Source organism: Sphingobium fuliginis (assembly GCF_004152845.1).
GTDB lineage: Bacteria > Pseudomonadota > Alphaproteobacteria > Sphingomonadales > Sphingomonadaceae > Sphingobium > Sphingobium fuliginis.
In genome coordinates this window covers 896,467-921,458 of sequence record NZ_SEON01000001.1, presented here as the reverse complement: position 1 = coordinate 921,458, position 24,992 = coordinate 896,467, and the positions used below count along the sequence as shown (strand labels likewise).

Annotated in this window: 24 protein-coding genes; 16 read left to right on the top strand and 8 right to left on the bottom strand. The window is 65.6% G+C overall.

Features of this window, described 5'->3' with window-relative positions; genetic code table 11:
• Positions 1–17 precede the first annotated feature (17 nt).
• A complete protein-coding gene (ggt, locus tag EWH10_RS04660) occupies positions 18–1,718 on the bottom strand; it encodes a gamma-glutamyltransferase (protein WP_044660414.1) in 1,701 nt (566 codons plus the stop codon).
• Between the two features lie 48 nt (positions 1,719–1,766).
• Positions 1,767–2,804, bottom strand: coding sequence for a quinone-dependent dihydroorotate dehydrogenase (locus EWH10_RS04655; protein WP_044662827.1), 1,038 nt, complete (start codon positions 2,802–2,804; stop codon positions 1,767–1,769).
• A gap of 464 nt (positions 2,805–3,268) precedes the next feature.
• On the opposite strand from EWH10_RS04655, the gene EWH10_RS04650 reads away from it, so the two are divergent.
• The 12 genes from EWH10_RS04650 to EWH10_RS21645 all read left to right on the top strand — a co-directional run bounded on the left by EWH10_RS04650 (position 3,269) and on the right by EWH10_RS21645 (position 11,905).
• Positions 3,269–4,099 carry a helix-turn-helix domain-containing protein gene (locus tag EWH10_RS04650; RefSeq protein ID WP_044662826.1) on the top strand — a complete coding sequence of 277 codons (831 nt, stop codon included), beginning with the start codon at positions 3,269–3,271 and terminating at the stop codon, positions 4,097–4,099.
• A gap of 106 nt (positions 4,100–4,205) precedes the next feature.
• A complete protein-coding gene (locus EWH10_RS04645; RefSeq protein ID WP_044660413.1) occupies positions 4,206–4,703 on the top strand; it encodes an RrF2 family transcriptional regulator in 498 nt (165 codons plus the stop codon).
• Positions 4,700–6,184 carry a Fe-S cluster assembly protein SufB gene (gene sufB, locus EWH10_RS04640; RefSeq protein WP_044660412.1) on the top strand — a complete coding sequence of 495 codons (1,485 nt, stop codon included), beginning with the start codon at positions 4,700–4,702 and terminating at the stop codon, positions 6,182–6,184. The genes EWH10_RS04645 and sufB overlap by 4 nt, the downstream gene beginning before the upstream one ends.
• A 98-nt stretch (positions 6,185–6,282) precedes the next feature.
• On the top strand, positions 6,283–6,678 hold the full coding sequence (locus EWH10_RS04635; protein WP_268236453.1) for an endonuclease domain-containing protein: 396 nt from the start codon (positions 6,283–6,285) through the stop codon (positions 6,676–6,678).
• The gene (locus EWH10_RS04630; protein WP_025549781.1) at positions 6,675–7,130 is read left to right on the top strand and encodes a hypothetical protein; all 456 of its coding nucleotides are present in this window, start codon (positions 6,675–6,677) and stop codon (positions 7,128–7,130) included. Before EWH10_RS04635 ends, EWH10_RS04630 begins: the two co-directional genes overlap by 4 nt.
• 3 nt (positions 7,131–7,133) lie before the next feature.
• Entirely contained in the window at positions 7,134–7,880 is a 747-nt protein-coding gene (gene sufC / locus EWH10_RS04625; RefSeq protein WP_044660410.1) for a Fe-S cluster assembly ATPase SufC, read from the top strand.
• Positions 7,881–8,025: 145 nt separating this feature from the next.
• Positions 8,026–8,778, top strand: coding sequence for a SufD family Fe-S cluster assembly protein (locus EWH10_RS04620; RefSeq protein ID WP_044660409.1), 753 nt, complete (start codon positions 8,026–8,028; stop codon positions 8,776–8,778).
• Positions 8,775–9,995: a cysteine desulfurase gene (locus EWH10_RS04615; RefSeq protein WP_044660408.1), complete on the top strand. Its 1,221-nt coding sequence runs from the start codon at positions 8,775–8,777 to the stop codon at positions 9,993–9,995. The genes EWH10_RS04620 and EWH10_RS04615 overlap by 4 nt, the downstream gene beginning before the upstream one ends.
• Positions 9,992–10,441: an SUF system Fe-S cluster assembly protein gene (locus EWH10_RS04610; protein ID WP_044660407.1), complete on the top strand. Its 450-nt coding sequence runs from the start codon at positions 9,992–9,994 to the stop codon at positions 10,439–10,441. Before EWH10_RS04615 ends, EWH10_RS04610 begins: the two co-directional genes overlap by 4 nt.
• 44 nt (positions 10,442–10,485) lie before the next feature.
• The gene (locus tag EWH10_RS04605) at positions 10,486–10,848 is read left to right on the top strand and encodes a HesB/IscA family protein (RefSeq protein WP_044660406.1); all 363 of its coding nucleotides are present in this window, start codon (positions 10,486–10,488) and stop codon (positions 10,846–10,848) included.
• Positions 10,849–10,862: 14 nt separating this feature from the next.
• Entirely contained in the window at positions 10,863–11,660 is a 798-nt protein-coding gene (locus EWH10_RS04600) for a Rossmann-fold NAD(P)-binding domain-containing protein (protein ID WP_044660405.1), read from the top strand.
• An 89-nt stretch (positions 11,661–11,749) separates the two neighbouring features.
• On the top strand, positions 11,750–11,905 hold the full coding sequence (locus EWH10_RS21645; protein ID WP_165363314.1) for a hypothetical protein: 156 nt from the start codon (positions 11,750–11,752) through the stop codon (positions 11,903–11,905).
• Here the strand turns inward: EWH10_RS21645 and EWH10_RS04595 are convergent.
• Complete coding sequence (locus EWH10_RS04595; protein ID WP_044660404.1) at positions 11,902–12,792, bottom strand: DMT family transporter; 891 nt, start codon at positions 12,790–12,792, stop codon at positions 11,902–11,904. The genes EWH10_RS21645 and EWH10_RS04595 overlap by 4 nt on opposite strands.
• The gene (locus tag EWH10_RS04590) at positions 12,789–13,805 is read right to left on the bottom strand and encodes a threonine aldolase family protein (RefSeq protein WP_044660403.1); all 1,017 of its coding nucleotides are present in this window, start codon (positions 13,803–13,805) and stop codon (positions 12,789–12,791) included. The genes EWH10_RS04595 and EWH10_RS04590 overlap by 4 nt, the downstream gene beginning before the upstream one ends.
• A 152-nt stretch (positions 13,806–13,957) precedes the next feature.
• On the opposite strand from EWH10_RS04590, the gene EWH10_RS04585 reads away from it, so the two are divergent.
• Both EWH10_RS04585 and EWH10_RS04580 read left to right on the top strand, forming a co-directional pair.
• Positions 13,958–15,049, top strand: coding sequence for a branched-chain amino acid aminotransferase (locus EWH10_RS04585; protein WP_025549772.1), 1,092 nt, complete (start codon positions 13,958–13,960; stop codon positions 15,047–15,049).
• 180 nt (positions 15,050–15,229) lie between these two features.
• Complete coding sequence (locus tag EWH10_RS04580) at positions 15,230–16,438, top strand: UbiH/UbiF/VisC/COQ6 family ubiquinone biosynthesis hydroxylase (protein ID WP_044660402.1); 1,209 nt, start codon at positions 15,230–15,232, stop codon at positions 16,436–16,438.
• Between the two features lie 190 nt (positions 16,439–16,628).
• On the opposite strand, the gene EWH10_RS04575 is transcribed toward EWH10_RS04580, so the two are convergent.
• Positions 16,629–17,141, bottom strand: coding sequence for a cytochrome b (locus EWH10_RS04575; protein WP_044660401.1), 513 nt, complete (start codon positions 17,139–17,141; stop codon positions 16,629–16,631).
• Between the two features lie 21 nt (positions 17,142–17,162).
• Positions 17,163–19,106, bottom strand: coding sequence for an acetate--CoA ligase (acs, locus tag EWH10_RS04570; RefSeq protein ID WP_044660400.1), 1,944 nt, complete (start codon positions 19,104–19,106; stop codon positions 17,163–17,165).
• A 181-nt stretch (positions 19,107–19,287) separates the two neighbouring features.
• Between acs and EWH10_RS04565 the strand changes: the two genes are divergently transcribed.
• Positions 19,288–19,959 carry a glutathione S-transferase family protein gene (locus tag EWH10_RS04565; protein ID WP_044660399.1) on the top strand — a complete coding sequence of 224 codons (672 nt, stop codon included), beginning with the start codon at positions 19,288–19,290 and terminating at the stop codon, positions 19,957–19,959.
• A 142-nt stretch (positions 19,960–20,101) separates the two neighbouring features.
• On the opposite strand, the gene EWH10_RS04560 is transcribed toward EWH10_RS04565, so the two are convergent.
• Positions 20,102–21,265, bottom strand: a complete 1,164-nt coding sequence (locus EWH10_RS04560) for a GGDEF domain-containing protein (RefSeq protein WP_044660398.1) — start codon at positions 21,263–21,265, stop codon at positions 20,102–20,104.
• A 77-nt stretch (positions 21,266–21,342) separates the two neighbouring features.
• Positions 21,343–22,224, bottom strand: coding sequence for a LysR substrate-binding domain-containing protein (locus EWH10_RS04555; protein WP_025551486.1), 882 nt, complete (start codon positions 22,222–22,224; stop codon positions 21,343–21,345).
• Positions 22,225–22,562: 338 nt separating this feature from the next.
• On the opposite strand from EWH10_RS04555, the gene EWH10_RS04550 reads away from it, so the two are divergent.
• A complete protein-coding gene (locus EWH10_RS04550; RefSeq protein ID WP_025551488.1) occupies positions 22,563–24,857 on the top strand; it encodes a CDC48 family AAA ATPase in 2,295 nt (764 codons plus the stop codon).
• Positions 24,858–24,992 lie beyond the last annotated feature (135 nt).

Below are 24,992 nucleotides of genomic sequence, written 5' to 3'. Positions count from 1 at the left end.
GGTGCGCGGAAAGGGCGTCACTCCTGCAACGACACGCCCGGGCTGCGCGGATCGGCGCCGCCGACCCAATGGCCGTCCGCCGTCCGCTCCGCCGCATTGGCCTTCAGGCCGAAGCGGCTGACCGATACCTTGTGCCCCAGCTTCTCCAACGGTGCCTTCATGCCCTCCAGCGACGTGCCCTGTTCCACGACCAGTCCGTCCCGGTCGAAGAACAGGAATCCCAGGGCGATCGAATCCTGCGCCGACATCCCCCAGTCGAAATGCGCGATCAGCGCCTTGGCGACCTGCATGATGATGGTCCTGCCGCCCGCCGCGCCGATGGTGAAGACCGGGGTTCCCGCCGCATCATAGACGATGGTGGGCGACATGGACGACAGCGGCCGCTTGCCCGGCTCGACCCGGTTGGCGACCGGCGCGCCGTCCTTTTCGGGGGTGAAGCTGAAATCGGTCAGTTCATTGTTCAGGATCACGCCATTGGCGACGAGCTGGCTGCCGAAGAAGCTCTCTATGGTGGAGGTCCAGGCGGCAATATCGCCATTGCGGTCCACCGCGACGAAATGGCTGGTGCCCGATTCCGGCTGGGGCCGGGCGGCGGTGCGCTTCTCCGCGCCCGGCGGCGTGCCGGGGCGATAGTCGTTCAGCGCCCTGCCCATGCCGATCAGCGCCGAACGCTGCTTCAGATAGCCGGGATCGATCAGCCCCGCGATGGGCACGGACACGAATTCCGGGTCGCCCAGCCAGGTGTCCCGGTCGGCATAGGCGAGCCGCATCGCCTCCCCGATGACATGCCAGGACCGGGGATCGTCCTTGCCCCATTGCGCCAGCGGGAATCGCTCCACCATGCCCAGCACCTGAAGGACGGTGATGCCGCCCGCCGAGGCGGGCCCCATGCCGCAGACCGTATAGGCGCGATAGGGGCCGCAGACGGGCTTGCGCGGCTTCGCCCGATAGGCGGCGAGGTCGGCCTCCGTCATCGGCACCGGGTTTTTCGGCGCGTTGGTGACGGTTTCGGCCATCATCCGAGCATTGTCGCCCCGATAGAAGGCATCCGGTCCCTCCGCCGCGATCCGCTTGAACAGCGCGGCAAGCGGCGGATTCTTGAGGATCGTGCCCATCGGCGCCGGCTTGCCGTCGATCCAGAAATATTTCTGGATTTCCGGAAAATCGGCCCAGACCGGGGCAACCGCTTTCATCGCCGTGTCGAGCCGCTGGCGCACCTCGAATCCCTGTTCGGCAAAGCGGATGGCGGGCTGGAACAGCTCGGCCCAGGGCAGCTTGCCCCATTTGCGATGCGCGTCCCAGGCAAGGCGGACATTGCCGGGCACGCCGACGGAATAGCCGCCCGGCCAGGCTTCGCGGAAGGAGAGGGGCTGGCCGTCCGCCCCCATGAAACGGTCGGGCCGCGCCGCCGCGGGAGCCGTCTCCCGCCCGTCGATCGATTCCAGCACGCCGGTCCGCCCATCATGATGCATCAGGAAGCCGCCGCCGCCGATGCCGCTATTATGCGGCTCCACGACGTTCAGCGTCAGCATCATGGCGATGGCGGCGTCGGTGGCGCTGCCGCCCTTGCGCAATATTTCCTGCCCCGCCTCCGCCGCCCGGGGATCGGCGGCGGACACGGTGGCGTTGACCGCGACCGGCTCCCGCGCGGCGAGCGGAGAGGGGGAAAGGGCATGAAGGGTGAAGGCAGCCAGCAGGCCGGAAAGGCGAAAAGTCATGTCCGGCACCCTAGTCGCTGCGTTGCGGTTCGCAACCCATAGGACGGATCAGGCGTCGATACCCACTATCTCGCTGATATTCCCCACGCCGTCGCGCGCCATCAGCGCCTTGATCCCGGCATTGATCCGCCGGGCGAGATAAGGCCCCTCATAGACCAGCGCGCTGTAGAGCTGGATCAGGCTGGCCCCCGCCCGGATGCGGGCATAGGCCTGGTCCGCCGTGGCGATCCCGCCCACGCCGATCAGCGGCAGCCGCGTGCCCAGCGCCCGGCGGAAGTCGCGCAGCCTTTGCAGCGCCAGATCGTGCAGCGGCGCGCCGGACAGGCCGCCAGCCTCCCCCGCCAGCGGAGACTGCAGCGACGGCCGGGAAATGGTGGTGTTGGACACGATCAGCGCGTCGATCCTGTGGTCGATGCAGGCGGCGGCAATATCCTCCACATCGGCGGGCTCCAGGTCAGGGGCCACCTTCAGGAAGACCGGCGTCCGATTCGCCCCCCGCGCCGCCATGACCGCGCCCAGCAACTGGTCCAACGCCGCCCGGTCCTGAAGCGCGCGCAATCCCGGCGTGTTGGGGGAGGAGATATTGACCGTCAGATAATCGGCCAGCGGAGCCATGCAGGTGACGCCGGTGGCATAGTCAGCGATCCGGTCGGCCGCATCCTTGTTGGCGCCGATGTTGATGCCGATGACGGGGCCGCCCGGCCGCCTGCGCTTGGCGATCCGTTCCGCCGCCGCCGCCTGGCCGCCATTGTTGAAGCCCATGCGGTTGATCACCGCCCGATCCTCCGCCAGGCGGAACAGCCGGGGCAGGGGATTGCCCTGCTGGGGCAGGGGGGTCAGCGTCCCCAACTCGGCAAAGCCGAAGCCCAGCCCGTGCATCTTGTGCGCGACCAGTCCTTCCTTGTCATAACCCGCCGCCAGGCCCACCGGATTGGGAAAGGCGATGCCCGCCACGGTCTGCGCCAGCATCGAATCGGGTTCCAGCGTAGGCGGCACCGGCATCAGGCGCAGCATCTTGATGGACAGATGATGGGCGCGCTCGGCGTCCAGAGCGAAAAACAGGGGGCGGATCAGGCGGTACGACATGGCCGCGCTATGCCAGCGCGGACGGCCGGCGTCGAGTCGCTGTTGCAACGCGGCAACAGTAAGGAAGGAACGGCATTTCTTAACAAGATTCCGTGGATTCGTCCCGTTTTGGTCCGGCCGATGTCCGATCCATCCAATAAAATTTCCCCGATTCGGACGTAAGAGAGTCCTGCGACCCGAAGGCTCTAGGCCATATGGCTGACGAGACCTTTTCCTGACCCGGCGGTGAAAACCGCCGGGTCGTTTTTACGGGAACCCCCGTTCATCGTCTCCGGACAAGACGGAAAGTGGCATCCCGTCAAGCATAGCCCTTGCACCTTCACCCCGATGGCGCATATTGCGTGCTGGGGTGAAATATGCGGTCGCATAAAGGCGGGGCGCCCGGGGGGGCGTCGAATATCACGGCAAGAGATGGTCATGCGCCGCTGTCCTATACCGTCGACGCGGCACAGGGACCGGTGCGGTTGCGCTATTTCGCGCCGCCCGAACAACTCAACGCCTATTTCGGTTCGCTTTATATCTTTACCGAAACGGCCGAACATTATTCGGATGTGACACGCGCTGACGTACCGCAACTTCGCTTCATGCTGGACAATAGCGGCAATTATCATTTCCACGACGGAACGATATTGCCGACGCCCGAAGTCTGCCTTTTGGGTCCGACCATGGGCGCGACCCGCTTCGAACTGACGGGGCCGGGCCGGGTGGTCGGCATTTCGCTGCTGCCGGCAGGATGGATCGCCCTGCATGGGGGGGATGCCAGCACGCTTACGGATCGCGTGCAGGAAATGGCGCATCTTGGCGGCTACCGCGATTTGCTCGACCAGCTCCGCGCCACCGACGATGCGGAGGGGATGGCGGCGCTTTGCTGGTCCTTCCTGTCGGAAAGGCTGGTCCCGCTGCCGGAAGCGACATGGCGGCTGCTGGAGGCGGTGGACGGCTGGCTGATGGGGGAAGGCTCCCCGCGGATCGAGACGCTGGCCGACATCACCGGCCTCTCGCCGCGCCAGCTCGCCCGGCTCACCAACAAATATTATGGCTGCCCGCCCAAGCTGCTGGCGCGCAAATATCGGGCGCTTCGATGCAGCGCGCGAATCGCGCTGGATCATGAAAGCTGGCAGGCGCTGTGCGACGACGGGCGTTTCTACGACCAGTCGCATTTCATTCGGGAGATCAAGCATTTCATCGGCCTGACCCCGCATCAGTTGCAGACCGAACCCAGCGCCGTGGCGCAACTCACCCTGCTGCGCCGCTCGCTGGGCGGGGACGTGGCCGTAATCAACCGTTTCAGCTAAGCCTTCGTTCCAAGCAAAAATGCCTTGATTCGGCGCGCGGGCGGGACCACATGCGCAATCGGATTGATTCGATCCGATTTGAGAATGGTTCGCAAGACGCAGGGTCATGAGGCTTTCGAGTTTCGCAGATTATGCCGTGGTGCTGATGTCCGCCGCCGCCCGCCATTGCGGAGCGGGCGCTGGGCTTGACCCTGCGACCAGCAAATATGTGAAGATGAACGCGACCACGCTCTCCGCCGAAACCGGCATTCCCCTGCCCACCGCGCAGAAGCTGGTGAGCCGCCTCTCGGCCGCCGGACTGCTCGAATCGAGCCGGGGGACCGGCGGCGGCGTGCGCCTCAGCCGCCCGCCCGCCGCGATCACCCTGGCCGATGTGGTGGAGGCGGTGGAAGGCCCCATCGCCATGACCGCCTGCACCGAAATGGGCGCGCATGACTGCTCGCTGGAGCAGGACTGCCGCGTCCGTCCGCACATGAATGTGGCGAACAATGCGATCCGGTCGGCGCTCGCCGCCGTCACCATCGCCAGCCTCGCCAGAGAAGTCACCCCGCCTCCGTTCGTTTCGGGCGAAGTCGAGAAACGAGTTGCAGAGCAGACGCTATGACCGAAGAAGCCACCACCGTTCGCAACCTCGAAGCGCAGGAGGCCGCCGATCGCGCCTCCACCTACGAACATGGCTGGTCCTCCGCCATCGAGCAGGACTTCGCGCCCAAAGGGCTGAACGAGGACACGGTCCGCTTCATCTCCGCCAAGAAGCAGGAGCCCGAATGGCTGCTGGAATGGCGGCTGAAGGCGTTCGCCATGTGGCGGCAGATGGAAGCGCCGGACTGGGCCAAGCTCAACATTCCGCCGATCGACTATCAGGACGCCTATTATTACGCCGAGCCCAGGAAGAAGGCGGAGCTGGAGTCGCTGGACGAACTCGATCCGGAGATTCGCGCCACCTATGAGAAGCTGGGCATCCCCATTGCCGAACAGGAAGTGCTCGCCGGGGTGAAGGGCAGCCGCAAGGTCGCCGTCGACGCGGTGTTCGACAGCGTCTCGGTCGCCACCACCTTCCGCAAGGAGTTGGAGGAAGCGGGCGTCATCTTCCGCTCGATCAGCGAGGCGGTGCGCGAATATCCGGACCTTGTGAAGAAGTGGCTGGGCAAGGTCGTGCCGATGCACGACAATTATTTCGCGACGCTCAACTGCGCGGTCTTCTCCGACGGCACCTTCGTCTACATCCCCAAGGGCGTGCGCTGCCCGATGGAGCTTTCCACCTATTTCCGCATCAATGCGGAGAATACGGGCCAGTTCGAGCGAACGCTGATCGTCGCGGATGAGGGGAGCTATGTCTCCTATCTCGAAGGCTGCACCGCGCCGATGCGCGACGAGAATCAGCTTCATGCGGCGGTCGTGGAACTGGTCGCGCTGGACGATGCGGAGATCAAATATTCAACCGTCCAGAACTGGTACCCCGGCGACGAGAATGGCAGGGGCGGCATCTATAATTTCGTGACCAAGCGGGCGCTCTGCCAGGGCCGCAACTCGAAGGTGAGCTGGACCCAGGTGGAAACCGGCTCCGCCATCACCTGGAAATATCCAAGCTGCGTGCTGAATGGCGAGAACAGCGTAGGCGAATTCTACTCGGTGGCGCTGACCAACAATCTGCAGCAGGCCGATACCGGCACCAAGATGATCCACAATGGCAAGGGGTCGCGTTCGACCATCGTGTCCAAGGGGATCAGCGCCGGGCGGTCCAACAACACCTATCGCGGGCTGGTGCGCGTCGCGCCGGGCGCGGAGGGCGTGCGCAACTTCACCCAGTGCGACAGCCTGCTGCTGGGCGACCAGTGCGGCGCGCATACCGTGCCCTATATCGAGGTGCGCAACCCCTCGGCGCAGATCGAGCATGAGGCGACCACCAGCAAGATCAGCGACGACCAGTTGTTCTACGCGATGCAGCGCGGGCTGGATCAGGAAGCGGCCGTCAGCCTGATCGTCAACGGCTTCGCGCGCGAAGTGCTGCAACAACTCCCGATGGAGTTCGCCGTCGAGGCGCAGAAGCTGCTGGGCATTTCGCTGGAGGGGTCGGTCGGTTGAGGAGCCTGAACCCTCTCGACCAGGCCACGCGCCTAAACTCCCCTCCCCTTCAGGGGAGGGGCCGGGGGTGGGGGCTCTCCGCTGGTCGCCTCGCTCAATTGGCAGGCTTCGCCCACAAAATGCGCCGCGAACCGACCGAACCGGAAAGGCGCCTCTGGGCAAAACTCTCCCGCTCGCAGCTCGGCGGCTATAAATTCCGCCGCCAGCCCGTGATCGGTCCCTTCATCGTCGACTTCCTCTGCCCGCAAAAAGCGCTGATCGTCGAAGTCGATGGCGATACGCATAGAGCGGGGTCGGATAAGGCGCGCGATACGACGCTGAACGCATTGGGCTACCGCATCATCCGTATCGCCAACCATGACGTGATGCAGAATATCGAAGGGGTTTGTGCCGCGATCTTCGGCGCGCTTGAACAGGCGCCGGATCGTTGGGCCAGCCCCCACCCCAACCCCTCCCCTGAAGGGGAGGGGCTTTTAGAGGACCAAGACTCTTGAGCGACGAAGACGATATTCAGGACGCCCTCGCGGATTTCGCGGAGGATGTCGGAAACGGCCAGGCTTGGACCGCTGCGATCCGCATCCTGACCGAAGATTATGAGCTGGAAGAGGGCGAGCTTCAGGCACGCGCGGCCAAGGATTTCGGCGACCTCGACGCCTATCAGGCCGAATGCCGCGCCGCACTGGACAAGGGCGACGCCGCCTTTACCGAGCGCCTCAGGACCGACAAGGCCTTCCACAAGGCCAAGGCCCCCAATCTCGCCCGCATGGGTCCGGTGACGGAGTTCGTGACCGGCGTGCTGGAAAAGGGCGCGCCCGAACCCGGCGCCGACTGGTGGCCCTATATGCCCATCAAGCGGCATATCGACACGCTGTTCCCCGCGCCGGGCGATGTGCGGGACATGGCCTTCTGGACAGCGCGGACGCTCCAGCGCGCGCATAAGGGATAAAAGATGCTGACGATCGACAATCTCACCAACGAAATCGACGGCAAGGCGATCCTGAAAGGCCTGTCGCTCTCCATCAAGGCGGGCGAGATCCACGCGATCATGGGACCGAACGGCGCGGGCAAGTCGACGCTGGCCTATACGCTGGGCGGTCGCCCCCATTATGAGGTCACCGGCGGCACCGCGACCTTCGAGGGCGCGGACCTGTTCGAGATGGAACCGCATGAGCGCGCCGCCGCTGGCCTGTTCCTCGGTTTCCAATATCCGGTCGAGATTCCGGGCGTCTCCAACCTGCAATTCCTGCGCGAGAGCCTCAATTCGCAGCGCAAGGCGCGGGGCGAGGAACCGCTGTCGGGCGGCGAGTTCATCAAGCTCGCCAAGGAAAAGGCGGCTCTGCTGGGCCTCGATATGGAGATGCTGAAGCGCCCGGTGAATGTCGGCTTTTCGGGCGGCGAGAAGAAGCGCGCCGAAATGGTGCAGATGGGCATTCTCGACCCCAGGCTGGCGATACTGGACGAGACCGACTCCGGCCTCGACATCGACGCGCTCAAGATCGTGGGCGCGGGCATCAACGCCATCATGCGCAGGCCCGACAAGGCGGTGCTGCTCATCACCCATTATCAGCGCCTGCTCGACTATGTGAAGCCGGACTTCGTGCATGTGCTGGCGGCGGGACGGATCGTGAAATCGGGCGGTCCCGAACTGGCGCTGGAACTGGAGCGCGAAGGCTATGCCGAGGTGGTTGCGGCATGATGCTTCCCGGTTCCGTGCGCCCTGAGCCTGTCGACCCGGAGGGCGGCAATAGCCAACGGCCTTGTTTTTCCTCGAAGAAAGGACTGGGCTTCGACATTCGAGCGAGACAAGTGGCTCGCTCGGACAGCCCGAACGGGTTTATCGAATGAACGCGCTCACCCTTCCCACGCGCAAGGCCGAGGAATGGCGCTACAGCGACCTCGACGCGCTGGCCGCCATCTGGCCGACCCCCGCGCCGACGCGGATCGATGTCGCCGCCGGGGAAAGCGCGCGCCACCATCTGTTGCAGGACGCAGCCGACGGCGCGGCCGCAGTGCATGATTATGTCATCGACATCGCGGACGGCGCGCGCTGCGATTTCCATGTCCTCAATATCGGTGGGAAACTGGGCCGCGTGACCTTCGCCGTCACGCTGGGCAAGGGCAGCCATTTCGAACTGAACGGCGCGATCATCGGCGGCGGCGACCAGGTGCTGGAGATCGTCACCGCCGTCACCCATGCGCAGCCGGACTCGACCAGCGGCCAGACGATCCGCTCCATCCTGGGCCAGCGCGCCACCGGCAGCTATCTGGGCAGCATCAACGTCGCTCGCGACGCGCAGCGCACCGACGCCTTCCAGTCGGTCAAGGCCATGCTGCTGGACCGCACCGCCACGGCCAATGCCAAGCCGGAGCTGGAAATCTACGCCGACGATGTGAAATGCGCCCATGGCGCGACCGTGGGCGAACTGGACAGGCAGGCGCTGTTCTACATGGCCAGCCGCGGCATGGACCCGGCGACGGCCAAGACGCTGCTGCTGAAGGCCTTTGTCGCGGGCGTGTTCGACGATGTGGCGGATGAAGCGGTCAAGGACAGCCTTGAGGCCGCCGCGCTCGCCAAGCTGGAGGCACTGGTATGAGCGACCTCGCCCAGGCGCTGCGGCTGCGCGACGACTTCCCCGGTCTTTTGAACAGTGCGGGGGGCAAATGGCATTATCTCGACAGCGCCGCCACCGCGCAGAAGCCCCATGCGGTGATCGACGCGATCGCCCGCGCCTATGGGCCGGACTACGCCACCGTCCATCGCGGCGTCTATGAGCGTTCAGCCAATATGACGCTCGCCTATGAAGCGGCGCGGCGGAAGGTCGCCAGCTTCATCGGCGCGCAGTCGGACAGCGAGATCGTCTATGTCCGCGGCGCGACCGAGGGCATCAACCTCGTCGCGCAAAGCTGGGCGGGGACGCAGCTCAAAGCCGGCGACCGCATCCTGCTCTCGATGCTGGAACATCACAGCAATATCGTCCCCTGGCAGATCGTGGCCGAGAAAGTCGGCGCGCAGATCGACGTGGTGCCGTTGACGGCCGACGGCAGGATCGACCTCGACGCCATGGCCGCGATGATCACCCCGGCGCACAGGATGGTTGCGCTGGCCCATGTGTCGAACGTGCTGGGCAGCGTACTCGACGTCCGCCGCGCCGCCGACATCGCGCACAGCGTCGGCGCGAAAATCCTGATCGACGGCTGTCAGGCCGTGCCGCGCCTCGCCGTCGACGTGCAGGCGCTGGACTGCGACTTCTACGTCTTTTCCGCGCACAAGCTCTACGGCCCGACCGGCATCGGCGCGCTCTGGGGCCGCAAGGAACTGCTGGACGCCATGCCTCCCTATCAGGGGGGCGGGTCGATGATCGACAAGGTGACGTTCGAAAAAACCACCTATGCCCCTGCGCCGACGCGGTTCGAAGCGGGCACGCCGCATATCACGGGCGTCGTCGGCCTGTCGGCGGCGATCGACTATGTGCAGGCCATCGGGCTCGACGCGATCCACGCCCATGAATGCGCTTTGGTCGGCAAAGCGCGGGCCGCGCTGGAAAGCCTCAACAGCGTCCGCGTCTTCGGGCCGCAGGACAGCGCGGGAATCCTCTCTTTCGAGGTCGAGGGGGTTCATCCGCACGATGTCGGCACCATATTGGACGAAACGGGCGTGGCCATCAGGGCGGGGCATCATTGCGCGCAGCCGTTGATGCGCCATCTGGGCGTCGAGGCGACCGCGCGGGCCAGCTTCGGCATCTATAGCGACGAGGGCGACGTGGACGCGCTGGTCAAAGGGATTGAACGAGTGAGGAAGATCTTCGGATGACCGAGGAACGCAAGATTTTGGTGGAAGAGGTCGCGGCGGTGGAGACCCCGCCAAAGGCGCGCGTGGAAGAACCGCGCCAGCGCGACTATCTGGACGGTTTCCTGAGCGCCAAGCCGACGGAAACGCCGAAGGGTGAGCCGGGCGGCAGCCTCTACGACGCGATCATCGACGCGCTCAAGGAAATCTACGACCCGGAAATTCCGGTCAATATCTACGATCTGGGCCTCGTCTACGGCGTCGACGTGACGGAGGACGGCCATGCCGTCGTCACCATGACGCTGACCACGCCGCACTGCCCGGTGGCCGAATCCATGCCCGGCGAAGTCGAGCTGCGCGTCGGCGCGGTGCCCGGCGTCGGCGACGCGCAGGTGAACCTCGTCTGGGACCCGCCATGGGACCCGCAGAAAATGTCCGATGAGGCGAAGCTCGAACTGGGGATGTTGTAACACTCTCCCCTCCCGCAGGCGGGAGGAGGGAAGAAGGAACGGAAATGACCGAAACGACGACCAAGACTCGAGCCCGCCCCGCCGCCGTCATCCTGACGCCGAGCGCGGAGCAGCGCATCGCCGACCTGATGAGCCAGGCTCCCGAAGGCACGATCGGCGTCAAGCTCTCGACCCCGCGCCGTGGCTGTTCGGGCCTTGCCTATTCGGTCGACTATGTGAGCGAGGAAGCGAAGTTCGACGAGAAGATCGAGACCCCCGGCGGCGCCTTCTACATCGACGGCGCGTCGGTGCTCTATCTGGTCGGGTCGACGATGGACTGGGTGGAGGACGACTTCACCGCCGGTTTCGTCTTCAACAACCCCAATGCCAAGGGCAGTTGCGGCTGCGGCGAGAGCTTCACGGTCTGAGGGAATAGTGTTTCATGCCCCATATGCTCATTCTGGGGCAAGGCTACACCGCTTCCCGCCTGGCTGTCCGCCTTCGCGAAGAAGGCTGGCACGTCACCGGCGTCCGCCGCACCGCCGATGCCGAAGCGCTCGCCTTCGATGATGAAGACGCCGTCCGCGCCGCCATCGCGCAGGCCAGCCATATCCTCTCGTCCGTTCCGCCGGAGGGAGATGCCGACCCCGTCCTCAGCCGCTATGGCGCGGCCATCGCCGCCGCGCCCGCGATCTGGACAGGCTATCTCTCCTCCACCGGAGTCTATGGCGATGCGGCGGGCGCATGGGTCGATGAAGCCACCCCTCTCCGTCAGGGTCGCCGCGCCGCACGGGCGCAGGCCGACGCCGACTGGAGTGCGCTTCGCCCCGATGTGCGGCGTTTCCGCCTGCCCGGTATCTACGGCCCCGGCCGCTCGGTGCTGGATCGCGTGCGGGAAGGGCGGGCGCATCGCATCGATCTGCCTGATCAGGTGTTCAGCCGGGCCCATGTCGACGATATCGGCGCGGGCATCGTCGCGTCGATTCATCAGGGACCGCCAGGCATCTACAATCTTTCGGACGACTTGCCCTGCGCGCAGAACCGTCTGATCGAAGCGGCCTGCGCCCTGCTTGGCCAACCGCTGCCGCCGCTATTGACGCTGGAGGAAGCCCAGCTCACCCCCATGGCCCGGTCCTTCTACGCCGAAAACCGCCGGGTCGCGAACGGTCGGGCCAAGCGGTTGCTGGGCTGGTCGCCCCGCTATCCAACCTATCGCCAAGGGTTGCGCGCCTGCCTGTGACTCGCTCCGCCGCAAAGCCCGGTCATCGCTAACGCCTTCTTAACCATCCCTGCCCGATGGCTGTCCTTCAGCTTTCGGGGACTAAAGAGATGGACCGCTTCGATCACGCCTTCACCGCCCTTGGCCAGCGCATCAACAGCCTGTCCCTGCCCGAACGCGCCGCATCCGCGCCTGTCCCGCTCGCCAGCCTGATCGACCGGGTGAACGCGGCCAAGCGGCTCTATCGGCCCGGCGTCCGCCGTTAAGCCTGCTTGGTCCGCAGCGCCACGACCATCCCGATTATCGCCAGCAGCGCACCCGCACCCGCCAGCGCCGTCCAACGATAGCCCTCCACCAGCGTGGAGATCAGCATCGCGATCACCGGGATCAGCACGCTGCTATAGGCCGCGCGCCCCGCGCCCATGCTCTGGATCAGCCGGAAATAAAGCGGAAAGGTCACGACCGATCCGGCCAGCCCCAGCCAGGCGATTCCCGCCAGATAGCTCCATCGCGCCTCGATCACCGGCGGCCCGGTCGTAATCCAGGCGAACAGCGCATCCACCCCCGCACCGATCAGCATCGCCCAGGCCAGCACCGCCACCATCGGCAGCCGCCGGGCGATCTCCATCCCCTGCATGACATTGGCGGCGGACGCGCTCAGCAGCCCCGCAACGGAGAAAGCGGCTCCCAGAATCACCATGTCCGGCCGCACGCTCGCCGCGCGATATTCATGCGCCAGCATCAGCGCGATCCCCGCCACCGCCACCATCGATCCGGCGATGAAAGCCCGGCTCACCGGCTGGCGGAAGAAGAGGAAGGCAAGGACGCTGTTGGGGATCAGCAGCATCGCATAGACCACCGCCACCACGCCGGACGTCAGATAATGCTCCGCGCGATAGACGAAGTTGAAGTTCATCACGAACTGCGCCACGCCCAGCAGGCCCGCAAAGACCAGCCCCCTGCCGCCGATGCTGAGCGGCACGCCGCGCAGCCGGGCGAAGATCGCCATCGCCACCCCGGCCAGCAGGAAGCGGTAGCAGACCGACCAGCTTGGCGGCACGCTGCCCAACTGGTCGCGGATGACGATCCAGGTCGAACTCCAGATCAGCGTGACGAGGATGAAGGGCAGGACGACGCCCTTGCCTTGCCTCATCCCTTCAACGCCCTCAGCGCATCGGCCAGAGGCTGCACGCTGGCGGCATCCTGCGACCAGTTGGTGACGAGCCGCGCCGCATCCGCGCCCCAATCGTAGAAATCGAAGCCCTGCGCCCGCAACTGCGCCCTTTCCGCTTCGGTGAGCCGCACGAACAGCTCATTGGCCTCGACCGGATGCATCAGCCGACCCGCCGCGCCCTCCGCCAGCGCCTGGGCCGCCGCATTGGCCGCCCGCGCATTGCGCAGCCAGAGGTCGCCCTCGACCATCGCCAGCGCCTGCGCCGCGAGATAGCGCCCCTTGGAGAAGAGATGCCCCGCCCGCTTGCGCCAACGCGCCGCTTCGGCCGCCCGCGCCTCCGCCCGGTCCCCGAAAAAGACCAGAGCCTCCCCGATCATCCCGCCATTTTTGACGCAGCCGAAAGAGAGTATGTCGACGCCCGCCCGCCAGGTCACATCGCCCGGATGGCAGCCCAGATGCGCCACCGCATTGGCGAAGCGCGCCCCGTCCATGTGGAAACCCAGCCCATGTTCCCGCGCCAGATCGCCCAGCGCCGCCACCTCATCGGGGCTGTAGACCACCCCATATTCGGTCGCCTGGGTGATGCTGATCGCCCGCGCCGGCACCTGATGCACATCGGGGCGGATCGCCCTCAGCCGAGCGGTCACGGCATCGGGCGACAGTTTCGCGCCCGCGCCGGGCAGCGCCATCAGGCTCGCCCCATGGGTGTAGAAGCCGGGCGCGCCGCATTCGTCGACGACGATATGCGCCTCCTCATGGCACAGCACCCCGCCATAGGGCGGGCAGAGGCAGGCCAGCGCGATGCTGTTCGCCGCCGTGCCCGTCGCGATCCACAGCGCCACCGCCTGCGTCCCGAACAGGTCGGAAAAGGCGCCGTTCAGCCGGGCGCTCCAGCCATCGCCGTCATAGCCATGGTCGGCATGGTCAGCGGCCGCGATGGCCGCCATCACCTCCGGACAGACCGGCGTCGCATTGTCGGAAAAAAAGTGCATGGCGCAGCGATAGCCCCGCCGCGCTCCAGCGCCAAGATGCCACCCCCATCGGATCGGCTATGGGCGGCTACATGGGTCAGCAATATTGACCGTTTGTTTCGCGCCGCCATCTGTGACATAGGCGGCGCGTCCAACCCAAAGGAGTTTTCGTCATGGACGTCCAGCAGACATCGCGCTTCACCGTCACCCGCAGCAGCAAGGCTGTGTCGGCTGACCAGCGCGCGGTATTGCTGGCGGACCCCGGCTTCGGGAAGCTCTTCACCGACCATATGGTGACGATTCGCTATACGGAAGGGCAGGGCTGGCACAGCCACGCCATCGGCCCCCGCGAACCCTTCCAGCTCGATCCGGCCTGTGCCGTGCTGCACTATGCGCAGGAAATTTTCGAAGGGATGAAGGCCTATCGTCTGGAGGACGGCAGCATCGCCATGTTCCGGCCGGAGGAAAATGCGCGCCGCTTCGCTGAGTCGGCCGAGCGCATGGCCATGCCCGCTTTGCCGGAAGACCTTTTCCTGGAGGCGGTCGAGGAACTGGTGAAGATCGACGCCGACTGGATTCCGGGCGGGGAGGGCAGCCTGTACCTGCGCCCCTTCATGTTCGCGAGCGAGACCTTCCTGGGCGTGCGCCCGGCGAACGAATATATTTTCTGCGTCATCGCCTCGCCCGCCGGCGCCTATTTCAAGGGCGGGAAGAAGGCGGTCACGCTCTGGGTGTCGGAACATTTCACCCGCGCGGCGCGCGGCGGCACCGGCGCTGCGAAATGCGGCGGCAATTACGCCGCCTCGCTGGTGGCGCAGAAGGAAGCGATCCAGCATGGCTGCGACCAGGTCGTCTTCCTCGACGCCGCCGAGAACAAGTGGGTCGAGGAACTGGGCGGCATGAACGTCTTCTTCGTGATGGACGACGGGTCCATCGTCACCCCGCCGCTGTCCGGCACGATCCTGCCGGGCATCACCCGCAACAGCATCCTCTCGCTCGCCCGCGCCAAGGGGCATGAAGTGCGCGAGGAACCCTACAGCTTCGCCCAGTGGCGCGCCGACGCCGCCAGCGGCAAGCTGCGGGAGGCCTTCGCCTGCGGCACGGCGGCGGTCGTGACGGCCATCGGCACGGTCAAGAGCGTCGATGGCGACTTCACCATCGGCAATGGCGACGGCGGCATCGTGACCGAAGCGCTGCGCGCCGACCTCACCGGCATCCAGCGCGGCACGGTGGCCGATCCGGCGAACTGGGTGCGGAAGCTGTAACGGATCAACATACCCCTCCTCCGTTCCGGCTGAGCCTGTCGAAGCCCTTCACATTTTCAAAGAAAGTGGAACCGTTGGCTATCGCCGTCCTTCGGGTCGACAAGCTCAGGGCGAACGGAGGAGAGGGGAGGCGTTTTGTCGCCCTTCCCATTCCTGGCCCAAGCGCCTAGAACCGCCCTCATGCAACGCTTCGACGTCGTCATTCTGGGCGGTGGCCTTGTCGGCCTGACCCTCGGCATCGCGCTTTCCGGCCATGGCTTGCTCTGCGCCGTGATCGATCCCGCCAATCCGGTGGAGACCACCGCCGCCGGTTTCGACGGGCGGGTTTCGGCCATCAGTTCCACCAGTTTCGCCATGCTGTCGGCCATAGGCGTGGCCGATCATCTGGACGGCAAGGGTTGCCCCATCGACCGCATCTGGGTCAGCGACGGGCTGGAGCCGGGCGCTCTCGACTTCGCGCCGGACGCGGATGACGGCGTGATGGGAATCATGTTCCCCAATCGCGACCTGCGCGTCGCCCTGGCGCAGACGGCGGAAAAGGCGGACAATCTCACCCGCTTCCAGCCCGACCGGGCGCTGCATGTCGACCGCAACGCCGACGGCGTGACGCTGACCCTGGCCAGCGGCGAAACCCTCCACGGCGCGCTGCTGGTCGCGGCGGAGGGCCGCAACAGCCCGACCCGGGAGGCGGCGGGCATCCGCACCACGCGCTGGAACTACAAGCATGTCGCGATGGTGACGGCCATCGACCATGCCGTGCCGCACGCCAACACGGCCTATGAGATATTCTATCCCGGCGGCCCCTTCGCGCTGCTGCCGATGCTGCCGGGCACCCGCTCCGCCATCGTCTGGACCGTGCCGACCGAGCAGGCTCCCGCCATGCTCAAGCTGTCCGAACGGGCCTGGCTGGCGGAGGCGCAGAAGCGCATGGGCGGCTTCCTGGGCGAGATCGCGCTGGCCGGGCCGCGCTCCAGCTATCCGCTCGGCTTCCACCATGCGGCGCGGATCACCGACACGCGGCTCGCGCTGGTGGGCGACAGCGCCCATGCGATCCACCCGATTGCGGGGCAGGGCCTGAACCTCGGCTTCCGCGATGTCGCCGCGCTGGTGGAGGTGCTGGTGGAGGGCATGCGGCTCGGCCTCGATCCGGGCGACGCGCAATTGCTCGCCCGCTATCAGCGCTGGCGGGGCCTGGACGCGATGATGACCAGCGTGGCGATGGACGGGCTTGTCCGGCTGTTCGACGTGCCGGGGCGCATTCCCTCGCTGGTCCGCCGCGCCGGGCTGGCGGCGGTGCAGCGCACGTCGCTGCTCAAGAACCGCTTCATGGCGGAGGCGCGGGGACAATCCGGCGCGCTGCCGCGCCTGCTGACGGGCGAGATGGTGTAGCTATGAGGCTGTTTCTGGCCAATCCAAGACATTCCCCTCCCGCAGGCGGGAGGGGTTAGGGGTGGGCGCGAGCGTAGCGAGCTTTTGACTTAGCCGTTGCAAAACAGCGCTGATGTCGCGCCAGCCCACCCCCTAACCCCTCCCGCCTGCGGGAGGGGGAATGTCCTGATTCCACCCCTCCATACACCGATCAGACCATCCGCCGCAGCACGCCATCCTTCAATATGAAATGATGCCGCATCGCCGCCAGCCCGTGCAGGATGAGCAACGCCACCCAGACGAAGCCCAGAACCTCATGCGCCTCGCCTGAAATGCCGACGATCGCATCGCCCTTCGCCACCGCGAATTTAGGCACGTCGAACAGGAAGAACCAGTTCAGGGGCCGGTCGCCGGCGGACGTCATGACCCATCCGGTCAGTGGCAGGACCAGCATGAACGCGTAAAAGGCGAAATGGGTGAGATGCGCCGCCCCCTTTTCCCATGCGGGCATTTCGGCTGGCAGCGGGGGGGCGCTGCGCGTGAAGCGCCACATTATGCGCGCGACCGTCAGGGCCAGCACGGTCAGCCCGATCGACTTGTGGACGGGCATCACCTTCCACTCCCTGGGCAGCGCGTCATGCGCAAAGCCCAGGAAGAGGTTGAACAGGATGAGGATCGCCATGATCCAGTGCAGCGCGCGCGCAACGTGACTGTAGCGATCCATCCCATACTCCTGCCTGGCTTCTTACCCCTGACGATTGGCGACCAGATTATCCACCACCGACGGGTCGGCAAGTGTACTAATGTCCCCCAGCGCCTGGGCGGACACCTCGCCCTCCGCGATCTTGCGCAGGATGCGGCGCATGATCTTGCCCGACCGGGTCTTGGGCAGGCCGGGGGCGAACTGGATCACGTCGGGCGTCGCGATCGGCCCGATCTCGCTGCGCACCCATTTCACCAGCGTCTGGCGCAGTTCGTCGGTCGCTTCCTCGCCGCTGTTCAGCGTCACATAGGCGTAGATGCCCTGTCCCTTGATGTCGTGCGGGAAGCCGACCACCGCCGCTTCCGCCACCGCCTCGTGCAGCACCAGCGCGCTTTCCACCTCCGCCGTGCCCATGCGATGGCCCGACACGTTGATCACGTCGTCGACGCGGCCCGTGATCCAGTAATAGCCGTCCTCGTCCCGCCGCGCCCCGTCGCCGGTCGTATATTTGCCGGGAAAGGTCGTGAAATAGGTCTGGAAGAAACGCTCATGATCGCCCCAGACGGTGCGCATCTGGCCCGGCCAGCTTTGCGCGATGACCAGATTGCCCTCGGCCGCGCCGTCCAGCACATGGCCCTCCGCATCGACGATCTGCGGCACCACGCCCGGCATCGGCAGCGTCGCGGAACCGGGCTTCAGGTCCGTCGCACCCGGCATCGGCGCGATCATCGCTCCGCCCGTCTCGGTCTGCCACCAGGTGTCGATGATCGGGCAGCGATCCTCGCCCACGACATGATGGTACCAGCGCCAGGCTTCGGGATTGATCGGCTCGCCCACCGTGCCCAGCAGGCGCAGCGACTGGCGGCTGGTCGAATGCACGAACTCGTCCCCCTCCTTCATCAGCGCGCGCAGCGCCGTGGGCGCGGTGAAGATGGTCTGCACCTGATGCCGGTCCACGACCTCCCAGATGCGGCTGGGCGTCGGATAATTGGGCACGCCCTCATAGATCAGCGTCGTCGCCCCGTTCGCCAGCGGGCCATAGACGATATAGCTGTGCCCCGTGACCCAGCCGATGTCCGCCGCGCACCAATAGATGTCGCCGGGCCGGTAGTCGAAGCACAGCTCATGGGTCAGGCTGGCCCAGAGCAGATAGCCGCCGGTCGTGTGCAGCACGCCCTTGGGCTTGCCCGTCGAACCCGATGTGTAGAGGATGAACAGCGGATCTTCCGCGTTCATCGGCTCGGGCGCGCAATCCGCCGACACCTTGGCCGCCTCCTCATGCAGCCACAGGTCGCGGCCTTCCTCCATGGCGACAGCCCCACCGGTCGCCTGGACGACGATCACCTTGCGGACGCTGGTGCACAGTTTCAGCGCCGCGTCGACATTGGTCTTGAGCGGCACTTGCCTGCCCGCGCGGCACCCCTCGTCGGCGGTGATCACCAGCGTGGAATCGCAGTCGATGATCCGTCCCGCCAGCGCCTCCGGCGAAAAACCGCCGAACACGACGCTGTGGATCGCGCCGATCCGCGCGCAGGCGAGCAGGGCGAAGGCGGCTTCCGGGATCATCGGCATATAGACGGTGATCCGCTCGCCCTTCTTCGCCCCTGCGGCCTTCAGCACATTGGCGAAGCGGCAGACCTCCTCATGCACCTCGGCATAGGTGTAGCGGCGCGGCTGCGCGTCCGGCGAATCCGGTTCCCAGATGATCGCGGTCTGGTCGCCGCGTTCGGCCAGATGCCGGTCGATGCAGTTGACGCTGACGTTCAGCACGCCGTCGGCAAACCATTTCACCCCGAAATCGGCTTCGTGGAAGCTGCTCTCATTGGTTTTCGTGGGAAAGTTCACCCAATCCAGCCGCTTCGCCTGTTCCAGCCAATAGGCGTCGGCGGCATCGATGGACCGTCGATAGTCCGCCGCCCGTCCGTCCCGGTCGAACAGGGCGGAAGACGCCCATTCGGCAGGAACCGGGAAAAAATCGTCAGACATGCAGCATCCTTTCCTTCACGAAACCATCGCTTGGCGTCCTCCTAGAACCAAGCCGCGGCGACAGGAAGACAGGATCGTTCTTCCCCGGCCACAGTTTCCGCTCATGTCGCACCGGATTTAAGCAGGATCATGCCATTTGCCGCTTTTCGCATGAGCCGGCTCGGCCTAACAGGAAGGGAATATGTGGCAACTTTTCCAATTTCCGCTCTGTCCATTCTCACGCAAGGTCCGTCTGCTGCTCGGTGAAAAGGGCGTGGGCTACGACCTGGTGCGCGAATCGCCCTGGGAAGCGCGCGACGAGTTCCTCGATCTCAATCCCGCCGGCACGACGCCGGTGATGGTGGATCAGGAAAAGGGCGTGACCCTGATCGACAGCCAGGCGATCTGCGAATATTTCGAGGAGACGGTGGAGAAATTCCCGCTGATCTCCGGCACCGCCACGGGTCGGGCGGAGGTGCGGCGGCTGACCGCCTTCTTCGACCAGAATTTCTACGGCGACGTCGTCGGCCCGCTCCTGCATGAACGGATGAAGAAGCGCCTGATAGAGCGCGCGCCGCCCGATGCCCGCGTGCTGCGGGAAGCGATGAAGCGCGCCAATGTCCATATGGATTACATGGACTATCTGCTCGACCATCGCGCCTGGATGGCGGGTGGAACGCTGAGCCTGGCGGACATCGCCGCCGCCGCGCATCTTTCGGTGGCGGATTATCTGGGCGGCATCGACTGGGCCGGGCATGAGACGGTGAAGCGCTGGTATGCGGGTTTCAAGTCGCGCCCTTCCTTCCGGCCCCTTCTGTCGGAGCGGATGGAGGTGATCACCCCGCCGCCCCATTATGAAAAGCCGGATTTTTAATACGGACATTCCCCTCCCGCAAGCGGGAGGGGTCAGGGGTGGGCGCGAGCGCAGCGAGCTTCCAGCCTAGAGGTAGAGAACCGCCGCCGATGTCGCGCCAGCCCGCCCTCCGACCCCCGCTTGCAGGAGGGGGAGGTGGGGGTCAATCCAGCTCCGCGGCCAGATATACCCGGTTCCGGCCATGCTCCTTGGCCAGGTAGAGCGCGCGGTCCGCCGCCTTCAGCGCAGCGCGCGGGTCTTCATAGGCCAGCACATTGGCGACCCCGGCGGAAAAGCTGACCCGCTCCATCCGCTCGCCATTGGCCCGGTTGACCAGGCTTCGGGTGGACAGGTCCTGCCGCACGCTGTCCACCGCTTCGCATGCCTCGGCGGCGGTCTTGCCCCGGAACAGCATGACGAATTCCTCGCCGCCATGGCGCGCGACATGGCATTGGTCGTTGCTGACCTTGGACAGCAATCCCGCCACGAATTTCAGCACCCGGTCGCCGGTATCATGGCCATGGGTATCGTTGATCAGCTTGAAATGATCGATGTCGCAAAAGGCGACGGCCAGTTGCTGCCCTTCCTTCTGCGCCTGCGCCAGTTCCTCGCGCAGCGTGCCTTCGAAGGCGCGGCGATTGGGCAGGCCGGTCAGATGGTCGTGCTCGGCGGCGCGGCGCGCGCTTTCCAGATTGGATTTCAGAAGCTGCGTCTGCTTCTGATTGTCGCGAAGCTGGGTTTCGACCTGCCGGGTCTTTTCCACCATGGATCGGGTCAGCGCCACCAGGCGCGCCAGCACCGGCTGGTTGTCGGAACCGGCGGCCAGGCCCTTCACCTCTTCCTGCAACGCCGCGCCATAATCCTTGGCTGAATTGCGCGATTCGGTCATCAGCCCGGTGAATTGCGACAGATTCTCCTCGACCTTGTCGAGCATCGAGGCAAGCGCTTCGGGCGTGACCTCGTCGTTGCGCTGTTCGGCGGCGACATTCTCGACCCAGCCATTGGTGATCTTGCCGCGTTCGGCCAGCACCGCTTTCACGGCCTTTTCCACGCCGATATGCGATCCGGTCAGATAATCATGGGCGACGCCGAAATTGAGCGGCGTCAGGTCCAGGTCATGGGCGAACAGGAAATCGCCGATGTCCTCGTACAGCTTGCGCCGCTGGACGATTTCCCGGCTGGAAGCGCTGCCGTGCCGGGCGCGTTGCGGCTGCTCCGGCTCGTCCATGGCCTCGTCGTCGGTCTTGCCTGACAGGCCTCTGGCCCAGCGGGCCAGGCGGTCGGTCAGACCATGTTGCGCGTTTGCGGAAGATGATGCCCCAGTCATGTCCGCTAGAACGACCGGCGATAAACAAGGTTAAGGACGTGCCAAGCGAAAAGACGCAAGGCGTTGATCGTCCTCGATTATATGTCCGCGCCGATCAGCCAGTCGCGGAAAATCCGCACCGCCCGGGTCTGCAGCGCGCGCGGCCGGCAGACGAAGAAATAGCGATAGGGGCTTTCGACCCGATTTTCCGGAAACAGCCGGACCAGCCGGGAATCCTGCGCTTCATTATAGTGGCTGGCGTGCATCACGGCGATGCCGAGCCCCTGCGCCGCCGCCTCCAGCATCAACTGGCCGGAATCATAATTGTCGATCGCCAGCGGTTGCAGGTCGGGCAGGTGCACCGCTTCCTTCCACGCCTCGAAGGCGAGCGCCATGTCGCGATGCAGCAGCACCGTATGATTGGCCAGCTCCTGCGGGGCGGTCAGCGCATTGGGCGCCTCCAGCAACGCCTTGCGCCCGATCAGATAGACCTCGTCATGGTCCAGCTCATGGGCGTAGAGCGCGGGATCGATGTCCTTCGCCAGCACGATCGCCGCGTCCAGCCCTTCGCCCAGCCGCGCCACGGCATAGGGGGTGGTCTCGATGTCGATATGAAGCTGCGGATGCCGCTGCCGAAGGGCGCCCAGATGCGGGAACAGCCTTTGCGTCGCGAACAGCGGCATGACCGCCAGCCGCAGCCGCAACTGGTTTCCGCCGCTCTGGATATTCTCCAGCGCCTGGCTCAGCGAATCGAGCGCCGGCGCGATGTCGTCCAGCAGGCGTTGCCCGTCGGCATTGATTTCCAGCGCCTGATGCTTGCGGTCGAACAGGGGCCGGCCGATGAACCGTTCCAGCGCCTGCACCCGCCGGCTGAGCGCGGGCGTCGAGAGCGCGAGTTCCTCCGCCGCCGCCTTGACCGATCCAAGGCGGGCGACCTGAACAAAGGCCTCCAGGGCCGTAAGGGGCGGCAATCTACGCATAAACCGTCATGTTCATCTGGCCGGTCCGCTGCGACGCATCATTGCTTCTTCTGGAACGGCGCGCAAACCGGCTTCAAGCATCCTTATTCCACTGAGCAGGAAAAAAGGGCAGTTGGCAAGATGCAAAAATTGCAACTCCTCGATTCTTTTCGCACTTGCGAAAATACATCCCGCACTGCACATAGGAAAGGCCTTTCAGGCATCCTCTCCTATAAACTTTCCGGGCTGGCCTTCGGGCCGGCCCTTTTTTTATTCGTTTCGGGGCTCGCCATGGCCCCTTTCCCTCAGCCGCGACGTTCCCTATCTCGTTACGCAGCGAACAGAACGGGGAAGGCGAAGTGGCCGAAGAAGAAACCGCAGGACGCAGGATACAGGTGGCCAATGCGCGGCCCGAGGATGCGGGGCGCGGCCTTGCCCGCCTTCCTTTGGCGGTCATGGCGGAACTCCACCTTGCGGAAGGCGATGTGGTGGAGATTGCGGGCAAGCGGTCGACCCCCGCGCGGGTGGTCCGGCCCTATAAGGAGGATGAGGGGCTGGATGTCCTTCGCCTCGACGGGCTTCAGCGCGCCAATGCCGGCGTCGGATCGGGCGACTTCGTGATCATCCGGAAGGTCGATCCCCGGCCTGCCCAGCGGGTCGTCTTCGCGCCTGCACAAAATAACCTGCGGCTGCAGGGCAATCCGGAGGCGCTGAAGCGCGTTTTCTTCCAGCGGCCGCTCGCCTCTGGGGATGTCGTCGCAACTGCGGGACAGCAACAGGTGCCGCCCGGCGACATGCCGCCCCAGTTGCGCCAGATGCTGGCCGCCCCGGCCTATGCCCTGCAGGAAATCCGCCTGGTCGTGGTGTCAACCGTGCCCAAGGGCATCGTCCATATCGACGCCGACACGGAAGTGGAACTGCGCGCCGAATATGAGGAGCCCCGCGAATCCCGCCGCGCCGACGTCACCTATGACGATGTCGGCGGCATGGCCGAAGCCATCGACCAGCTGCGGGAAATGGTGGAATTGCCGCTGCGCTATCCCGAACTGTTCGAGCGGCTGGGCGTGGACCCGCCCAAGGGCGTGCTGCTCCACGGCCCGCCGGGCACCGGCAAGACCCGGCTGGCCCGCGCCGTCGCCAATGAATCGGAAGCGGAATTCTTCCTGATCAACGGGCCGGAGATCATGGGTTCGGCCTATGGCGAGTCGGAAAAGCAGCTCCGTGAGATTTTCGAGGCGGCCGCCAAGTCGGCACCGTCGATCCTCTTCATCGACGAGATCGATTCCATCGCGCCCAAGCGCGGCAATGTGACCGGGGAGACGGAAAAGCGCCTCGTCGCCCAGTTGCTGACGCTGATGGACGGGCTGGAACCGCGCACCAATCTGGTCGTCATCGCCGCCACCAACCGGCCGGAAGCGATAGACGAGGCGCTGCGCCGCCCCGGCCGCTTCGACCGGGAAATCATCGTCGGCGTGCCTGACGAGCGCGGACGGCGGGAGATATTGGGCATCCACACCCGCGGCATGCCGCTGGCCGACGGCGTTGACCTGGGCGAACTGGCGCGCATGACCTATGGCTTTGTCGGTGCGGATCTGGCGGCGCTGACCCGCGAGGCGGCGATCGAGACCGTGCGCCGCTTCATGCCCCGGCTCAATCTGGAGGAGGGAACGATCCCCCCTGACGTGCTGGAGGAACTGTCCGTCGCGCGCGACGACTTCATGGCCGCGATCAAGCGCGTCCAGCCCTCCGCCATGCGGGAGGTGATGGTGCAGGCGCCCAATATCGGCTGGGCCGACATAGGCGGCCTGGACGAAGCGCAGATGCGCCTCAAGGAAGGGGTGGAACTGCCGCTCAAGGACCCGGACGCCTTCCGCCGCATCGGCATCCGCCCGGCCAAGGGGTTCCTGCTCTACGGCCCGCCCGGCACCGGCAAGACGCTGCTGGCGAAGGCCGTGGCGCGGGAAGCGCAGGCCAATTTCATCGCCACCAAATCCTCCGACCTGCTCAGCAAATGGTATGGGGAGAGCGAGCAGCAGATCGCCCGCCTCTTCGCCCGCGCGCGGCAGGTGGCGCCGACGGTCATCTTCATCGATGAACTGGACAGCCTGGTTCCGGCGCGCGGCGGCGGCCTTGGCGAACCGCAGGTGACGGAGCGGGTGGTGAACACCATTCTGGCCGAGATGGACGGGCTGGAGGAATTGCAGTCCGTCGTCGTCATCGGCGCGACCAATCGCCCGACGCTGATCGATCCGGCGCTGCTGCGGCCGGGCCGGTTCGACGAGCTGATCTATGTCCCCGTGCCCGATCAGGCGGGGCGCAGGCGCATCCTGTCCATTCACACGGGCAAGATGCCGCTTGCCGAGGACGTCGATCTGGATGCGCTGGCGGAGCGCACGGAACGGTTCACCGGGGCCGATCTGGAGGATCTGGTCCGCCGCGCCGGCCTGGTCGCGCTGCGCCAGTCGCTGTCGGTCGACAAGGTCACGCAGGCGCATTTCGAGGCCGCGCTGGAGGATACCCGCGCCTCCGTCACGCCCGAAATGGAGCGGGAATATGAGCAGATCCAGGCAACGCTGAAGCAGAGCGTGATGCAGATCGACCCCATCGGCTTCGTGTCGCCCGGCATGTTGCGGGCGCGCGCCAGGACTGAATGAAGGGACATGCTCCCGCGAAGGCGGGAACCCGGTTCCGCCGTTTGCACCGGGTTCCCGAAAGGCATCCTGTCCTGTCGAACGCCTTCGCGGGAACGCATGCGCATGACCTGATGATGCCGGTCCCTCCGACCTATT

Coding starts and splice junctions, on each gene's coding strand:
- sufC (WP_044660410.1), top strand. CDS start 7,134: ATGCTGACGATCGACAATCTCACCAACGAAATCGACGGCAAGGCGATC.
- EWH10_RS04590 (WP_044660403.1), bottom strand. CDS start 13,805: ATGCACTTTTTTTCCGACAATGCGACGCCGGTCTGTCCGGAGGTGATG.
- EWH10_RS04610 (WP_044660407.1), top strand. CDS start 9,992: ATGACCGAGGAACGCAAGATTTTGGTGGAAGAGGTCGCGGCGGTGGAG.
- EWH10_RS04580 (WP_044660402.1), top strand. CDS start 15,230: ATGCAACGCTTCGACGTCGTCATTCTGGGCGGTGGCCTTGTCGGCCTG.
- EWH10_RS04645 (WP_044660413.1), top strand. CDS start 4,206: ATGAGGCTTTCGAGTTTCGCAGATTATGCCGTGGTGCTGATGTCCGCC.
- acs (WP_044660400.1), bottom strand. CDS start 19,106: ATGTCTGACGATTTTTTCCCGGTTCCTGCCGAATGGGCGTCTTCCGCC.
- ggt (WP_044660414.1), bottom strand. CDS start 1,718: ATGACTTTTCGCCTTTCCGGCCTGCTGGCTGCCTTCACCCTTCATGCC.
- EWH10_RS04620 (WP_044660409.1), top strand. CDS start 8,026: ATGAACGCGCTCACCCTTCCCACGCGCAAGGCCGAGGAATGGCGCTAC.
- EWH10_RS04560 (WP_044660398.1), bottom strand. CDS start 21,265: ATGACTGGGGCATCATCTTCCGCAAACGCGCAACATGGTCTGACCGAC.
- EWH10_RS04615 (WP_044660408.1), top strand. CDS start 8,775: ATGAGCGACCTCGCCCAGGCGCTGCGGCTGCGCGACGACTTCCCCGGT.
- EWH10_RS04655 (WP_044662827.1), bottom strand. CDS start 2,804: ATGTCGTACCGCCTGATCCGCCCCCTGTTTTTCGCTCTGGACGCCGAG.
- EWH10_RS04605 (WP_044660406.1), top strand. CDS start 10,486: ATGACCGAAACGACGACCAAGACTCGAGCCCGCCCCGCCGCCGTCATC.
- EWH10_RS04600 (WP_044660405.1), top strand. CDS start 10,863: ATGCCCCATATGCTCATTCTGGGGCAAGGCTACACCGCTTCCCGCCTG.
- EWH10_RS04575 (WP_044660401.1), bottom strand. CDS start 17,141: ATGGATCGCTACAGTCACGTTGCGCGCGCGCTGCACTGGATCATGGCG.
- EWH10_RS04585 (WP_025549772.1), top strand. CDS start 13,958: ATGGACGTCCAGCAGACATCGCGCTTCACCGTCACCCGCAGCAGCAAG.
- EWH10_RS04555 (WP_025551486.1), bottom strand. CDS start 22,224: ATGCGTAGATTGCCGCCCCTTACGGCCCTGGAGGCCTTTGTTCAGGTC.
- EWH10_RS04595 (WP_044660404.1), bottom strand. CDS start 12,792: ATGAGGCAAGGCAAGGGCGTCGTCCTGCCCTTCATCCTCGTCACGCTG.
- sufB (WP_044660412.1), top strand. CDS start 4,700: ATGACCGAAGAAGCCACCACCGTTCGCAACCTCGAAGCGCAGGAGGCC.
- EWH10_RS21645 (WP_165363314.1), top strand. CDS start 11,750: ATGGACCGCTTCGATCACGCCTTCACCGCCCTTGGCCAGCGCATCAAC.
- EWH10_RS04565 (WP_044660399.1), top strand. CDS start 19,288: ATGTGGCAACTTTTCCAATTTCCGCTCTGTCCATTCTCACGCAAGGTC.